At 73.0% G+C, this 14,288-nt stretch carries 12 protein-coding genes and 1 riboswitch; of the genes, 5 read left to right on the plus strand and 7 right to left on the minus strand.

Annotated features, from left to right (window positions below; genetic code table 11):
• A riboswitch (cobalamin riboswitch) is annotated at positions 1 to 138 on the plus strand.
• A gap of 33 nt (positions 139 to 171) precedes the next feature.
• Genes cobN through AB0J57_RS13155 form a run of 3 tightly spaced genes read left to right on the plus strand, consistent with a single transcriptional unit; the run spans position 172 to position 5,388 of the window.
• Positions 172 to 3,819, plus strand: a complete 3,648-nt coding sequence (gene cobN, locus AB0J57_RS13145; protein ID WP_366128151.1) for a cobaltochelatase subunit CobN — start codon at positions 172 to 174, stop codon at positions 3,817 to 3,819.
• Positions 3,816 to 4,508: a GNAT family N-acetyltransferase gene (locus AB0J57_RS13150; RefSeq protein ID WP_366128152.1), complete on the plus strand. Its 693-nt coding sequence runs from the start codon at positions 3,816 to 3,818 to the stop codon at positions 4,506 to 4,508. Before cobN ends, AB0J57_RS13150 begins: the two co-directional genes overlap by 4 nt.
• Before the next feature lie 13 nt (positions 4,509 to 4,521).
• Positions 4,522 to 5,388 (plus strand): SDR family oxidoreductase, encoded by an 867-nt coding sequence (locus AB0J57_RS13155; protein ID WP_366128154.1) that lies wholly within the window; start codon positions 4,522 to 4,524, stop codon positions 5,386 to 5,388.
• Between the two features lie 3 nt (positions 5,389 to 5,391).
• Here AB0J57_RS13155 and AB0J57_RS13160 read toward each other — a convergent pair whose 3' ends face one another.
• Entirely contained in the window at positions 5,392 to 6,612 is a 1,221-nt protein-coding gene (locus tag AB0J57_RS13160; RefSeq protein ID WP_366128155.1) for a pyridoxal-phosphate dependent enzyme, read from the minus strand.
• A gap of 644 nt (positions 6,613 to 7,256) precedes the next feature.
• Between AB0J57_RS13160 and AB0J57_RS13165 the strand changes: the two genes are divergently transcribed.
• A complete protein-coding gene (locus AB0J57_RS13165; protein WP_366128156.1) occupies positions 7,257 to 8,423 on the plus strand; it encodes a DUF418 domain-containing protein in 1,167 nt (388 codons plus the stop codon).
• Here the strand turns inward: AB0J57_RS13165 and AB0J57_RS13170 are convergent, their stop codons facing one another.
• A complete protein-coding gene (locus AB0J57_RS13170) occupies positions 8,424 to 9,362 on the minus strand; it encodes a nucleoside hydrolase (RefSeq protein ID WP_366128157.1) in 939 nt (312 codons plus the stop codon). It abuts the gene before it with no gap.
• 23 nt (positions 9,363 to 9,385) lie between these two features.
• Entirely contained in the window at positions 9,386 to 10,576 is a 1,191-nt protein-coding gene (locus AB0J57_RS13175; RefSeq protein ID WP_366128158.1) for a D-alanyl-D-alanine carboxypeptidase, read from the minus strand.
• Positions 10,577 to 10,738: 162 nt separating this feature from the next.
• Between AB0J57_RS13175 and AB0J57_RS13180 the strand changes: the two genes are divergently transcribed.
• Positions 10,739 to 11,140 carry an SsgA family sporulation/cell division regulator gene (locus AB0J57_RS13180; protein ID WP_366128159.1) on the plus strand — a complete coding sequence of 134 codons (402 nt, stop codon included), beginning with the start codon at positions 10,739 to 10,741 and terminating at the stop codon, positions 11,138 to 11,140.
• A 19-nt stretch (positions 11,141 to 11,159) separates the two neighbouring features.
• Here the strand turns inward: AB0J57_RS13180 and AB0J57_RS13185 are convergent, their stop codons facing one another.
• Genes AB0J57_RS13185 through AB0J57_RS13200 form a run of 4 tightly spaced genes read right to left on the minus strand, consistent with a single transcriptional unit; the run spans position 11,160 to position 14,038 of the window.
• Entirely contained in the window at positions 11,160 to 11,735 is a 576-nt protein-coding gene (locus tag AB0J57_RS13185) for a hypothetical protein (RefSeq protein ID WP_366128160.1), read from the minus strand.
• Complete coding sequence (locus AB0J57_RS13190; RefSeq protein WP_366128161.1) at positions 11,732 to 12,958, minus strand: MAB_1171c family putative transporter; 1,227 nt, start codon at positions 12,956 to 12,958, stop codon at positions 11,732 to 11,734. The genes AB0J57_RS13185 and AB0J57_RS13190 overlap by 4 nt, the downstream gene beginning before the upstream one ends.
• Positions 12,955 to 13,515: a toxin gene (locus AB0J57_RS13195; RefSeq protein WP_366128162.1), complete on the minus strand. Its 561-nt coding sequence runs from the start codon at positions 13,513 to 13,515 to the stop codon at positions 12,955 to 12,957. Before AB0J57_RS13195 ends, AB0J57_RS13190 begins: the two co-directional genes overlap by 4 nt.
• Positions 13,516 to 13,549: 34 nt before the next feature.
• Entirely contained in the window at positions 13,550 to 14,038 is a 489-nt protein-coding gene (locus AB0J57_RS13200; protein ID WP_366128163.1) for a hypothetical protein, read from the minus strand.
• Positions 14,039 to 14,288: the final 250 nt, after the last annotated feature.

Genomic DNA, 14,288 nt, shown 5'->3' on the forward strand with positions numbered 1-14,288 from the left:
AGCCTCTACTATGCAGACGGCACAGGGTCCCAGGGCCCTAGGGAGGAAGCCCGGTGAGAATCCGGCGCGGTCCCGCCACTGTGAGTCCGGCGGAAACCGGACGAGTCAGGAACTCCCGCCGTCCTACGACCACCCGGGGCGCGGACACCCCGAGGAAGGCCTGCGCACGCCATGACGCACGCGACGACGCCCGCCACCAGTCCCGAGGCGACGCCCGAGGCGACGACGATCCTGCTGCTGTCGCACTCCGACACCGACCTGCTCAGCGCGCGCGCCTCCGGCGGACCCGTCGCGTACCGGTTCGCCAACCCCGCCCGGCTCCCGATGGACGACCTGCCCGGCCTCCTCGACGGCGCCGACCTCGTCGTCGTACGCCTCCTCGGCGGCATCCGCGCCTGGGAGGAGGGCCTGGAGGCCCTCCGCGCGAGCGGCAAGCCGCTCGTCGTCCTGACCGGCGAACAGGCCCCCGACGCCCAGCTCATGGAGACCTCCACCGTCCCGATCGGCATCGCGGCCGAGGCGCACGCCTACCTCGCCCACGGCGGACCGGACAACCTGGAGCAACTCGCCCGTTTCCTCTCCGACACCGTCCTGCTGACCGGCCACGGCTTCGAGCCCCCGGCCGCCGCCCCCACCTGGGGCCCCCTGGAGCGGACCGCGCGCAACACCACCGGCCCCACGGTCGCCGTGCTCTACTACCGCGCCCACCACATGAGCGGGAACACCGCCTTCGTCCACACCCTGTGCGACGCCATCGAGGACGCCGGCGGCCAGGCGCTGCCCCTGTACGTGGCCTCCCTCCGCGCCCCCGAGCCGGAGCTCCTGGAGAGCCTGGGGATGGCCGACGCCGTCATCACCACCGTCCTCGCCGCCGGCGGCACCAAGCCGGCCGAGGCCCAGGCGGGCGGCGACGACGAGTCGTGGGACGCGGGCGCGCTCGCCGCCCTGGACGTCCCGATCCTCCAGGCGCTGTGCCTGACCGGCTCGCGCGCCGCCTGGGAGGAGAACGACGAGGGCCTCTCGCCGCTCGACGCCGCCAGCCAGGTCGCCGTCCCCGAGTTCGACGGCCGGCTCATCACCGTCCCGTTCTCCTTCAAGGAGATCGACGCCGACGGGCTTCCCGCGTACGTCGCCGACACCGAGCGCGCCGCCCGCGTCGCCGGGATCGCCGTCCGCCACGCCCAACTGCGCCACATCCCCAACGCCGACAAGCGCCTGGCGCTGGTCCTGTCCGCGTACCCGACCAAGCACTCCCGCATCGGCAACGCCGTCGGCCTCGACACCCCCGCCTCCGCCGTCGCGCTGCTGCGCCGACTGCGCGAGGAGGGGTACGACTTCGGCACCGAGGAGGTCCCGGGCCTCGCGTCCGGTGACGGCGACGAGCTGATCTACGCCCTCATCGAGGCGGGCGGCCACGACCAGGACTGGCTCACCGAGGAGCAGCTCGCCAAGAACCCGGTCCGCATCCCGGCCGCCGACTACAAGCGCTGGTACGCCACCCTGCCGCAGGAGCTGCGCGAGCAGGTGGAGGAGCACTGGGGCCCGGCGCCCGGCGAGATGTTCCTGGACCGCTCCCGCAACCCCGAGGGCGACATCGTCCTCGCCGCGCTGCGCCGTGGGAACCTGCTCATCCTCATCCAGCCGCCGCGCGGCTTCGGCGAGAACCCGATCGCGATCTACCACGACCCCGACCTGCCGCCCTCGCACCACTACCTGGCCGCCTACCGCTGGATCGCCACCCCGGCCTCCGACGGCGGCTTCGGGGCGGACGCCATGGTCCACCTCGGCAAGCACGGCAACCTGGAGTGGCTGCCCGGCAAGAACGCGGGCCTGTCCGCCGCCTGCGGCCCCGACGCGGCCCTCGGCGACATCCCGCTGATCTACCCGTTCCTGGTCAACGACCCCGGCGAGGGCACCCAGGCCAAGCGCCGCGTCCACGCCACGCTCGTCGACCACCTCGTCCCGCCGATGGCGCGCGCCGAGTCGTACGGCGACATCACGCGCCTGGAGCAGTTGCTGGACGAGTACGCGCAGATCTCGTCCATGGACCCGTCCAAGCTGCCGGCCATCCGCGCCCAGATCTGGACGCTCATCCAGGCCGCCAAGCTCGACCACGACCTGGGGCTGGAGGACCGCCCGGACGACGACGGCTTCGACGACTTCCTGCTGCACGTCGACGGCTGGCTCTGTGAGGTCAAGGACGCCCAGATCCGCGACGGCCTGCACGTCCTCGGCGGCGCCCCCACCGGCCCCGAGCGCGTCAACCTGGTCCTGTCCATCCTCCGCGCCCGCCAGATCTGGGGCGGTACGCAGTCCCTGCCCGGCCTCCGCGAAGCCCTCGGCCTGGACGAGTCCGCCGCGACCCGCACCACCGCCGACGAGGCGGAGGCCAAGGCCCGTGCCCTGGTCGAGGCGATGGAGGCCGCCGACTGGAACCCGGCCGCCGTGCCCACCGTCGCCGAGGGCCACGGCGAGCAGGTGGCCGCGATCCTCGACTTCGCCGCCCGCCAGGTGATCCCGCGCCTCGCCGCAACCACCGACGAGCTGGACCACGCCGTCCACGCCCTGAACGGCGGCTTCGTCCCGGCGGGGCCCTCGGGCTCCCCGCTGCGGGGCCTGGTCAACGTCCTGCCGACCGGCCGCAACTTCTACTCCGTCGACCCCAAGGCCGTCCCCTCCCGGCTCGCCTGGGAGACCGGCCAGGCCCTCGCCGACTCGCTGCTCACCCGCTACCGCACCGACAACGGCGAGTGGCCCACCTCCGTCGGCCTGTCCCTGTGGGGCACGAGCGCGATGCGCACCGCCGGTGACGACGTCGCCGAGGCCCTCGCCCTCCTCGGCATCCGCCCCGTCTGGGACGACGCCTCACGCCGCGTCACCGGCCTGGAGCCCATCCCGCTCGCCGAGCTGGGCCGCCCGCGCATCGACGTCACGCTGCGCATCTCGGGCTTCTTCCGCGACGCCTTCCCGCACACCATCGGCCTCCTGGACGACGCCGTGCGCCTGGCCGCCTCCCTCGACGAGCCGGACGGCGACAACTTCGTGCGCGCCCACGCGCAGGCCGACCTCGCCGAGCACGGCGACGAACGCCGCGCCACCACCCGTATCTTCGGCTCCCGGCCGGGGACGTACGGCGCGGGCATCCTCCAGCTCATCGACTCGCGCGACTGGCGCACCGACGCCGACCTCGCCGAGGTGTACACGGTGTGGGGCGGCTACGCGTACGGGCGCGGCCTCGAAGGCAAGCCCGCCCGCACCGAGATGGAGACCGCGTACAAGCGCATCGCGGTGGCGGCCAAGAACACCGACACCCGCGAGCACGACATCGCGGACTCGGACGACTACTTCCAGTACCACGGCGGCATGGTCGCCACCGTCCGCGCGCTGAAGGGCACGGCCCCCGAGGCGTACATCGGCGACTCGACCCGCCCCGAGACGGTCCGCACCCGCACCCTCGTCGAGGAGACCTCCCGCGTCTTCCGCGCCCGCGTGGTCAACCCCCGCTGGATCGAGGCGATGCGCCGCCACGGCTACAAGGGCGCGTTCGAGCTGGCCGCGACCGTGGACTACCTCTTCGGCTACGACGCCACGACCGGTGTCGTCGCCGACTGGATGTACGACAAGCTCACCGAGACGTACGTCCTGGACCCGGAGAACAAGGCCTTCCTCCAGGAGGCCAACCCCTGGGCCCTGCACGGCATCGCCGAGCGGCTGCTGGAGGCCGAGTCGCGCGGCATGTGGGCCAAGCCCGACCCGCGCGTGCTGGAGGAGCTGCGGCAGGTGTACCTGGAGACCGAGGGCGAGCTGGAGGACAAGTGACCATCACGGTCGGCGCCGAGGACAAGGAACTGTCCGCGCGCCTCGACGAGGAGCTCACGGCGTTCAACCAGGCCGCCACCGGCGCGTCCGACGAAGCCGAGCTGTCCGTCCGGGCGACCGACGACGAGTCGGGCGAGATCATCGGCGGGCTCACCGGCTGGACGTGGGGCGGCCTCGGCGGCGTCAGCATGCTCTGGGTCCGCGACGACCAGCGCGGCACGGGGCTCGGTACGAAGCTGATGCGCGCCGCGGAGGAGGAGGCGCGGCGGCGTGGCTGCGACCGCATGATCGTGTCGTCGTTCTCGTTCCAGGCACCGCCCTTCTACCGCCGCCTCGGGTACGTCGAGACGGGCCGCTCCGAGGGCATCCCCGGCGGGAACGTGGACGTCCACTTCTACAAGCCGCTCGGCCCGGTGGCCGCCCCGGCCTTCCAGCTCGCGGTCGTGCTCGACTACCCGGCCGGCGCCGCGGAGGACGCCCTGGCGTACGAGGAGAAGGCGCTCGCCCTGCTCCCGCGCCACGGCGGCCGGCTGGAGCGGCGGCTGCGCACGGCCGACGGCCTGTCGGAGGTCCACCTGCTGAGGTTCCCGTCCGAGGACGCCTACCGCGCCTACCTGGCCGACCCGGAGCGTACGCCGGACGGGCGCATCACCGCGCGCGTGCTGGAGGTCACGGAGGTCCACGGCTGACAGACTCGGCCGCATGTCATCCGTGATCGCTGTGACCGGAGCGAGCGGCCGCGTCGGCGGCCGTGTCGCCCGCCGCCTCGCCGGCCGGGGCCTGAAGACCCGGCTGCTCGGCCGTGACCCGGCCCGGCTGCCGGACCTGCCGGGCGCGGTGAAGGCCGCGCCCGCGCCGTACGGGGACGGTGAGGCGATGCGCCGCGCCCTGGACGGCGCCGACACGCTGTTCCTGGTGTCCGCGCACGAGAACCCCGACCGGATCCAGGACCACCGCACGGCGGTGGACGCGGCGCTCGCGGCGGGCGTCGGGCGGATCGTGTACGTGTCGTTCCTGGGCGCCGCGCCCCAGGCGACGTTCACCTTCGCCCGCGACCACTGGCACACCGAGCGGTACATCGAGGCGCGGGGCGTGCCGCACACGTTCCTGCGCGACGGCTGGTACCTGGCCGCGTTCCCCGCGATGGCCGGCGAGGACGGCGTCATCCGGGGCCCGGCGGGCGACGGCCGGGTCGCGGCGGTCGCCCACGAGGACATCGCGGACGTCGCGGCGGCCGTCCTGCTGGGCGACGGCGAACACGACGGCGTCACCTACGACGTCACCGGCGAGGAGGCCCTCACCCTCGCGGAGGTGGCGGAGGAGCTGTCGCGGGCGGCGGGCCGCACGGTGACCTACGTCCCCGAGACCCGCGCCGAGGCCTACGCCTCCCGCGCCCGGTACGGCGCCGAGCACTGGGAGGTCACCGGCTGGGTCACCTCCTACGAGGCGATGGCCACCGGCGAGCTGGGCACGGTCGCCGACACGGTCCGGCGCCTGACCGGCCACGCCCCGATGACCCTGCGCGAATACCTCGCGGCCCACCCGCGCTCGTACGCGCACCTGGTGTGACGGCTACCGGCGCAGCGCCCGGGCCACGGCCTCCCACGTCGGCTCGACCGGCTCCAGGGGCTCGGCGCCCACCCCGAGGTCCTTGAAGCCGCTGGACGTCGACACGCACACCACCGGACCGTCGACGTCACCCTCGCGGGCAGCCCACTGCCGGAACCCGGCCAGCCCGGCCGCCGCCGACAACTCCGCCCACACGCCCTGCCCGGCCAGCTCGGCGCGTGCCCGCACCAGTTCCTCGTCCGTCACCAGCAGCGCGTCGCCCCCGCTGTCGAGGACCGCGCGCACGGCCCGGTGCCCGCCGGCCGAGCAGTCGATCGCGTACGCGTCCGTGGCCCCGACCTCCACCACGGCGGCCGGCACCCCGGTCCGCACGGCCGCCGCCAGCGGGCCGCCGGCCGCCGGCTCGCATCCGAACACCCTGGGGACCCGGTCCGTCACCCCCAGGTCGCGCAGTTCGCGGAAGCCCTTCCAGACGCCGAACAGCAACTCGCCGTAGCCCGTGGGCACGAAGACCGCCGAGGGAACCCCGAGGTCGCCGTGGATCTCGTACGCGATGGTCTTGTAGCCCTCCGGGCCGAAGGGGTGACCGGTGTGCGTACGGGTCAGATTGCTGACGGTGTGGTAGCCGAGGCGGTCGCTGATCTCGGCGAGCAGCGGCCAGCGGGCCTCCTGCGGAACGGCGAGCACCTCCGCCCCGTACGCCCGGAGGAAGGACGCCACCGCCGGCGGCGCGCCCGCCGAGGCCAGGACGACACAGCGCAGCCCCGCCCGTGCCGCGTAGGCGGCGGCGGAGGCACCGTGATTGCCGGACGACGCCACCGCGATGCCCTCGGCGCCCACATGGACGGCCGCGCTGACCGCCACCCGGTTGAGCCGGTCCTTGTGGCTCCAGGTCGGGTTGCGCGACTCGTCCTTGACCCACACCCCGTCGCCGAGCTCCACCATCGCCGTCCCGCCCTCGCCCAGACCGGGCGCGTCCAGCGGCGGCAGCAGCGGCGCCCACCGCTCCAGCCCGCCACCGGCGGGGGCGCCGTCGCGTGCGAACAGGTCCTTCGGGGTGTCCTCGTAGGCGTAGTCCACCTCCACCGGGAAGACCATGTCGGGCGTCGCCGTACGGGGACAGCCGCGCAGGAGCGGCGGGTGGAGGGGATAACGCAGGCTCGGGTCGCCCAACGAACGCTGCGACCGGGCGAGGGACACTGCCGAGGCGGCGGAAACCGTCATGCGGCGAGCTTACGTGCGGTTCAGTCCTCGCTCCGGACGATGTTCCCCTCATGGTGGGGATGTGGGCCGCCCTCTCTCCGAGTGTGGCGGGCTCCGGCGCCCCCTCAAGGGCGCTCCCTCCGGTCGCGTCGCTTCGCGATGGCCTTCGGCCACCCTTGACCTGCCGCCTCCACCCGCCTTTTCACACTCGGAGGGCGGCCCGGGGGAACGGGTCCAGGAGCGGCGCCCATTGTCCCCTTGGGTTCTGGCCAAGAGACGGGTGGCGGAGGGGCGCGGCAGTGGAGTGGCGCGGTGCTGCCGGGTTCGGCGGCGGGCGGTCGTCTTCCCGCTGGGGCACAAGACCTCGCTCCGGCGGGTGGTGGGTGCGCGGGACTGGCCAGAGCGAGGCTGACCGGGCTTTCCCGGTGCTGGATGGGAGGACTTGTGGGCGGTAAGGGACATCCGCATGCCAGCTCCGAGAGGCAAGAGGGTGTCCCTTACCGCCCACAACTCCCGGAGGCGCACGAGGGAAGCCATGGGGCGCACTCTCCGGCGCGCGTGCTTCCCCCGTCCACCGCGTTTTCCTGGAGGTACATCCTTCGATGTAGCGCGGGTTCGTCTGCGCTCATGACGTTTCCGGGGCCGGCCGCCGGGACGCTGGACGCATGACCGAGACCCTTCGTGCTCCCGTGCAGACCGCGACGAAACGCCTCGCCCTCCTCGACGTCCTGCGAGGGGTGGCGATCCTCGGGACGCTCATGACGAACGTGTGGGTGTTCACCGGGCCCGGAGCCGAGTGGGGCGTCCTGGAGGGCACCCTCGGTGAGATGTCGTTCGGGTCGTTCCCGGACGCCGCCGAGAGCGCGTTCCGGCTGGTGGCGGACGGGAAGTTCCTGTCGATGCTGACGATCCTGTTCGGTGCCGGGCTGGCGATCCAGTACGGCTCGGCGGCCCGGCGCGGGCAGCCGTGGCCGGGCCGGTACCGGTGGCGGGCGCTGTTCCTGTTCGGCGAGGGCACCGTCCACTTCGTACTGGTCTTCGCGTGGGACGTGCTGATGGGGTACGCCGTGACGGCGCTGCTCGTCGCCTGGCTGCTGACCCGGTCGCAGCGGGCGTGGCGGCGCGTGATGTGGTGGGCGGCCGGGCTGCACCTGACGGTGATGGGGCTGCTGACGGCGGCCCTGGCGTCGGCCCCTTCGGCGGGCGGCGGCGTCTCGCGGGAGGTCGTCGACCTGTACGCGCACGGGAGTTGGGCGGACCAGATCGCCTTCCGGCTCGAGAACGCGATAGCGCTGCGCCTGGAGCCGGTCCTGACGTTCTTCCTGCTGCTGTTCCTGTTCCTGCTGGGCGTACGGCTCTTCCGGGCGGGCGCCTTCGGGGCGGACGAGGCGGCGCGGCGCATCCGGGCGCGGATGCTGACGTGGGGTCTGGGGCTGGGCGTGCCGCTGAACGTGGCGGTGGCCGTGGCCGGTCCGGACTTCTTCCTGCTCGGGCGGTACGGGGCCGCGCCGCTGATGGCGGTCGGGTACATCGGGCTGATCGGGGCGCTCGTGGACCGCGTCCGGCGGCCGGGGCGGTTCATGAACGGGCTGACATCCGTGGGGCGGATGGCGCTGTCCGGGTACGTCCTCCAGAACGTGCTCTGCATGCTCGTCTCGTACGGCATCGGCCTGGGCCTCGCGTCCGAGCTGGGGGCGTCGTGGCGGCCGTGGTGGGTGATGGGGCTGTGGGCGGCGGTGTCGGTGGTGCTGCTGGTGTTCTCCACGCTGTGGCTGCGCCGCTTCCCGACCGGCCCGCTGGAGTCCGTACAGAAGTGGGCGCTGCGACGGTAGTCACCCCAGGGTGCGGACGGCGTCGATGATCAGGTCCCAGAAGGCGGGGGCGTCGACGGCGGTGCCGACGCGGGCGTTGGCGGGGCGGCCCATGACGCCGTCGAGGTCGACGACGGTGGCGCCCCGCGTGTGAGTGCCCGTCAGCTCGACGGCGACCGGGGCGCGGACCGTCGTGATCAGGTCCGGGTCGATCAGGTGGGCCACGGTGAGGGGGTCGTGCAGGGGCGGGGCCTCGAAGCCGAAGACCTCGCGGTAGGTGGTGCCGAAGTACGTCAGCAGCTCCACGCACAGCCGCGACAGGGGCGTGCCGAGCTGCTCCAGGCGGGTGAGGACGTCGGGGGCGGCCGGGACCTGGTGGCTGACGTTCAGGCCGATCATCGTGACGTCCAGCCCGCTGGAGAACACGATGTCGGCGGCCTCCGGGTCGGCGGCGATGTTGAACTCGGCGGCCGGCGTGCGGTTGCCCCGCCCGGTCGACCCGCCCATCAGCACGATCCGCCCCACCCGCTCGGCGGCCAGCTCCGGGTGGGCCACCAGGAACGCGGCGATGTTGGTCAGGGGCCCGGTCGGGACGAGCGTCACGGGCCCGGGGTGGGCGAGCAGCGTCTCCCGCAGCAGCGTGATCGCGTCCCGCGGGTCGAGCGGCACGGTCGGCTCACCGAAGCCGGGCCCGTCCAGCCCGGACTCGCCGTGGATGTTCCCGGCCACCATCCCCACCCCGTGCAACGGCCGCCCCAGCCCGGCGGCCACCGGCACGCCCCCGATCCCGGCGACGGTGCACACCCGGCGGGCGTTGAGCGCGGTCTTCTCGGCGGACGCGTTGCCGGCGACGGTGGTGATCGCGAGCAGCTCGATGGCGGGATGGGCGGCGGCCAGCATGATGTTGAAGGCGTCGTCGTGGCCGGGGTCGCAGTCCAGGATCACGGGGATGGGAGTCATGGCGGCAGTGTTCCGGATCGGGACTACTGCTCCGTACGCCGCCGCACCAGCCACAGCGTCGCCGCCGCCAGGCAGGCCGAGCCGACGAAGGTCAGCGGCAGGAACAGGTGCGGGCCGTCGTCGTCGGGGAGCGTGGCGACCGAGACGGCGGCCGTCGGCGGGACGGACCGCACGGCGCGCGGGGCGGCCGGGGTGACGGGCGCGGGCGGGGCGGCCGCGCGGACCGGGGCGGTGGCGCGCGGGGGCAGCAGGGAGCCGACCGGGCGGGCCCTGGCCCCGGCTTCGAAGCCCCAGTCGAGCAGGTCGCGGGCCTCCTCGTACACGGCGTACGCACCGCCCCGGCGCGGGTTCATCACCGAGACGACCAGCGTGCGGGGGCCCTTGCGGGCGGCGGCGATCAGGGTGTGGCCGGCGTTGGTGGTGTAGCCGTTCTTGACGCCGAGGATGCCGGGGTAGCGCCGCACACCGTCGGCGCCGGTGAGCAGCCGGTTGGTGTTGCGGATGTCGTACGACCAGCGCCCGGCCGGGAACTTGGCGTACGCGGTGCCGGCGTAGCGGGCGAAGTCGGGGTTGCGCAGCCCCGCCCGGCCGAAGACCGCCAGGTCGTACGCGGACGAGACCTGGCCGGGCGCGTCGTACCCGTCGGGGGACACCACCCGGGTGTCGTACGCGCCCAGGGACCGGGCCGTGGCCTGCATCTTCCGGGCCGTTTCCGTCCAGCCGCCGTTGAGGCCCGCGAGGACCCGGACGGCGTCGTTGCCGGAGCTGAGGAACACCCCGCGCCACAGGTCGGCGACCCGGTAGGTGACCTCCTCGCGCACGCCCACCAGGCTGCTGCCGTCCCCGACGCCCCGCAGCTCGTGCTCGCTGACCGTGTGCTGCCGGTCGGGCGGCAGGCCGGGCAGCGCGGTGAGCGCGAACAGCGCCTTGAGCGTGGAGGCCGGTGGCAGGCGCCGGTGGGCGTTGCGGGCGGCGAGCACCTCGCCCGTACCGGCGTCGGCGATCAGCCAGGACCGGGCGGAGAGCCTGGGCGGTGCCTTGACCCCGGGGGGCAGCCGCACCTGCGTGCCGGGGCGGTGCAGGACCGCCGCGTCGACGGGCACGGCGGCCGGCGGCGGTACGGGTTCGACGGGACGCGGGGCGGCGGCGGGGGCGCCCGGCACGGGCGGGACCAGCAGCAGGGCGGCGGCGGCCGCCAAGGAACTGACGATCATTCAGCCACGGTATGAACGGGGCGGACCGCCCGCAGGGTGATGTGCCGCCGACCGGAGTACCGCGGGTCGCCCGGTCGCCCGCATGAGTCGCCCGCATTACTCGGGTTTCCCGGGGCACCTGAGAGGGGGCCCTGCCGTCACGCATCCTTCTGGAGGAACGACATGAACGCGGTCCTGCGCGACAAGGTCTTCATGCGGCTTCTCTCGCCGGACGGCCACGAACTTCCCGTCCTCGCCCACCTGACCTACGACGTACGCGACCCGTACGCGGTCACGGTCGGCTTCACCCACGCCGGATTCGTGTACGCCGAATGGCGCCTGGACCGCGACATGCTGCGGGACGGCATGGCGCACGAGGTCGGCGAGGGCGACGTACGGATGTGGCCGGTTCGCAACGGCACCCGCGAGGAGCTGCGCATCGAGCTGCTGCACGCCGCCGTGTTCACGGTGTGGGCGCCGTCGCTGTGGCGCTTCCTCGCCCGCACCTACGAGCGGGTGCCGGCGGGCCAGGAATGCCTGGAGGACCTGGACGCCTTCCTGGCGGAGCTGCTGGCCGCGGGCTGACCGGGGCGGCGCGGGCGGCTCACACCAGCCAGGCCGCCGCCGCGGTCGCCGCGCCCAGCGACGCGCCCGCCACCGTCTGCGCCACCGTGTGGTACCGCAGCGCCACCCGGGACCAGCACACGGCGACGGTCATCGCGTACGCGGCCAGCCACCAGGGCGAGTGGACCACCGAGAGCAGGGCGACGACGGCCGAGGCGACGGCCGAGTCGACCGAGATCTTCCAGACGGTGTTCACCACCAGCAGCCCGACCGTCATCACCCACAGCGCGAGCATCGCCACGAGGATGCCCACCGGGGCGTGCCCGAGGACCATGACCACCGAACCCGTGCCGATGGAGCCGAGGATCACGAAGAAGATCGGCGCCCGCTTCGTGCGGTCGACCACGTGCCGGTCGCCCCACGTGCCCCGCCCCCGCTCCCACTCGATGTACCCGGCCGGGATCAGCCCCGCGCACAGCGCGCCGAGGAACCCCCACAGCAGGCCGCTCCAGTGACCGGCCGCCGCCCAGCCGATGGCGAGCATGCCGACCAGCAGGACGTTGCGGGGCTGGAAGACATCGGTGACGGTACGGGCGGTTCCGGTTGCGGGGGTCATGCGTCCTGCTCCAGGGGCGCGAGCAGCCCCCGCGCCCGGTCGTCGTCGGCGGTCCGGTACGCGGCCGCCACCCGCACCAGCCACGCCACCTCGTCGTCCTGGTCGGTGGCGTGCTTGGCCTCGATGGCGGCGGCCTTGCCGGCGGGCGCGCCGCCCGCCTTGGCGGCGAGGGCGGCCTTGATCCAGTAGGCGTCGGCGAGCGGGCCGGGCCCGCCCGCGGCGGCCGTGGCCGCGTCGACCAGGCCGTCCGGTACGTAGTGCCGCAGCTTCTCGACGGCGTCGGCGATGTCGGCGGCCCACCGGTCGACGCGCAGGTCGGCGGGGGTGTCGAACCGGGTCAGCTCGCGCGCGAGCGAGGCGGGCGGCTCGAAGGGCTGGTCGGGGAAGGCGGTCATCAACTCCCGCCACAGCGGGTGCAGTCGCGCCTGCGCCCGCCACAGCTTCACCCGCCGCCAGCCCTTGCTGAAGGCGGGGATGGACGCGCCCACCGCGAACAGCGCGAACAGTACGATCTGGGCCAGCTCGGTGACCTTGTCGAAGGTCTGCGCGAAGCCGTGGCTGGGGTGGTGGACGACGCTGACCCACATGAACAGCGTCCGGCTGACGGTGTAGCCGACGCCGATGAACATGGCGGCGGTCATCATGCCGAGCCCGACCCGCAGGTGCCGCAGCCGCGCGTTGCCGGTGGCCAGCGCCCACTGGTACGCGCAGACGGCGGAGGCGGCGCCCAAGTACAGGTAGAACACGCTCATGTAGAGCGTGGCGCCCCACTGGCCGGCGTGGTCGGAGACGAACCGGTCGGAGGGGACGGACCGGTCGACCACCGTGAAGAACAGCACGGTCAGCAGGATCAGCGTGGCGACCGACGCCTTGGCCGCCACCTGCTGGACCACCCGCGCGAACCGCACGTGCCGGGGCACGGTGCCGCCCTCCGGGTAGTGGCCGTAGATGGCGACGATGTAGCTGAGGATGGCGAGGATCGCGATGGTCGCCGTGTAGTGCTTGATGAGGACGGCGAGGTCGACGACGGGGCTGTTGTTGAGCCCGATGCGTACGGCTTCGGTCTTGGTCCACAGGGCGGCGGCGAACCCCGCGTAACAGCCCCACAGGGCCCGTCTGCGCCGGTCCTCCTCGTCGCCCCACAGGGCGGCCGGCATACGCCATAGGGCGACAGCAGTCATCAGGCCGGCTATGAGGTAGCCGGCGAGGTCGAGCGCGGTCACGAGGAATCCTTGGGATGACGTCGGAAGAAGCCGCGCCGCCGGTGGGCGACGGGCCGGGACAGGGAGTTGGCGAGCCGTCCCACCATGTCATCACTGGTCACGTCCCGGGCCATCCGGGGTATCAGCGAGGCGCCGAACTCGGCCACCCGCTCGTCGTGCGTGTCGTACTGGGCACGGGCCTGGACGGTGGCGCCCGAGTCGAGCACCCGGGAGATCAGCGAGGTGTCGAAGACGGGCAGCAGACGGCGCAGTTGCTCGGCGTCCAGGGCCGTGCCGTGGTCGAACCACTCGTGGCACAGCTCGTGGAGGATGACGTGCTGCGTCTGGTACGCGGTGGGGCGCCGGCGGTAGAGCACGAAGCTCGTCTTGCCGGAGGTGAGGCGCAGCCCGCAGGCGGCGTTGACGCGCGCCAGGCGGTCGGGCAGTTCACGCAGGATGATTCTGCGGCCCCGGGCGGCCTCCATGTTGGCCACCAGCCCTTCGATGGTGAAGGGGGCCGGGATGGGAAGGTCGGCGAGTCCGGCTTCGCACTCTTTCCGCAGCTCGCGCATGGACATGGGGTGCCTCTTGCCCTCGGGATGATCCGCGAGTTTACCGGTCCGGTGCCCGCTGGCCGGAGCCCTTGTCCTGGCTTTCCCGGGCCCCCTTGCCCTCCGACTTGCTCTCCTCCAGGAGCGAGAGGGCGAACTCCAGCAGCTCCGCCGGAATCCCGTCCTCGTCGTTGCCGCGCGCGGCCACGCCGCTGATTTCCCCGGTGCGCCGTTTCGCCAGGAATTGCAGCCCTGCGACGACATCGTCGACGACTTCCGATTCGTCCTTGAAGAAGCGCCAGTCGACGCCGAAACCGAGGCCCAGCGCCTTGAGGATGTCCTCGGAGGGGTGGGTGACCTTCCCGGCCAGGATGTTGGAGAAATAGCTGTGCGAGAGGGAGCCGCCGCGCTGCTTCACCAGGTCCGCGAAGACCCGCCCGGAGATCTTCTGGCCCGGGAAGGTCTTCTCGACCATGTACTCGACCTTCTGCTGCAACGTCCGCAGTTCGGGCGTGCGCTGCTCGCCGCTGCGCTGTTCGGCGTTGTCCATCCGGGTCCCCACGTTGCGCGATGTTCGAGTTCGGTCAACGGGCTCGTACTGTAATCGACACAGAACGTTGGCGTCTTTGCATCAGCGACAAAGTGGAGCATCCCACTCCAGCATCAGAAGCAGACTTGCGCAAGTACTCTACGTCACTGTTAACTCGAAAAAACACGGGCAGGGGGCCACGAGGGGAGTCCCTTGCCCGTGCATGCCCGCCCGGACAGGGATGTAGCCCATCGCGACGGGGGATGCACGA

It is taken from the genome of Streptomyces sp. NPDC049837 (assembly GCF_040674455.1).
Classification (GTDB): domain Bacteria; phylum Actinomycetota; class Actinomycetes; order Streptomycetales; family Streptomycetaceae; genus Streptomyces.

Excerpts from the sequence above, each read along its gene's own strand:
- cobN (WP_366128151.1), top strand. The coding sequence starts at position 172 with ATGACGCACGCGACGACGCCCGCCACCAGTCCCGAGGCGACGCCCGAG.
- AB0J57_RS13155 (WP_366128154.1), top strand. The coding sequence starts at position 4,522 with ATGTCATCCGTGATCGCTGTGACCGGAGCGAGCGGCCGCGTCGGCGGC.
- AB0J57_RS13160 (WP_366128155.1), bottom strand. The coding sequence starts at position 6,612 with ATGACGGTTTCCGCCGCCTCGGCAGTGTCCCTCGCCCGGTCGCAGCGT.
- AB0J57_RS13165 (WP_366128156.1), top strand. The coding sequence starts at position 7,257 with ATGACCGAGACCCTTCGTGCTCCCGTGCAGACCGCGACGAAACGCCTC.
- AB0J57_RS13170 (WP_366128157.1), bottom strand. The coding sequence starts at position 9,362 with ATGACTCCCATCCCCGTGATCCTGGACTGCGACCCCGGCCACGACGAC.
- AB0J57_RS13175 (WP_366128158.1), bottom strand. The coding sequence starts at position 10,576 with ATGATCGTCAGTTCCTTGGCGGCCGCCGCCGCCCTGCTGCTGGTCCCG.
- AB0J57_RS13180 (WP_366128159.1), top strand. The coding sequence starts at position 10,739 with ATGAACGCGGTCCTGCGCGACAAGGTCTTCATGCGGCTTCTCTCGCCG.
- AB0J57_RS13185 (WP_366128160.1), bottom strand. The coding sequence starts at position 11,735 with ATGACCCCCGCAACCGGAACCGCCCGTACCGTCACCGATGTCTTCCAG.
- AB0J57_RS13195 (WP_366128162.1), bottom strand. The coding sequence starts at position 13,515 with ATGTCCATGCGCGAGCTGCGGAAAGAGTGCGAAGCCGGACTCGCCGAC.
- AB0J57_RS13200 (WP_366128163.1), bottom strand. The coding sequence starts at position 14,038 with ATGGACAACGCCGAACAGCGCAGCGGCGAGCAGCGCACGCCCGAACTG.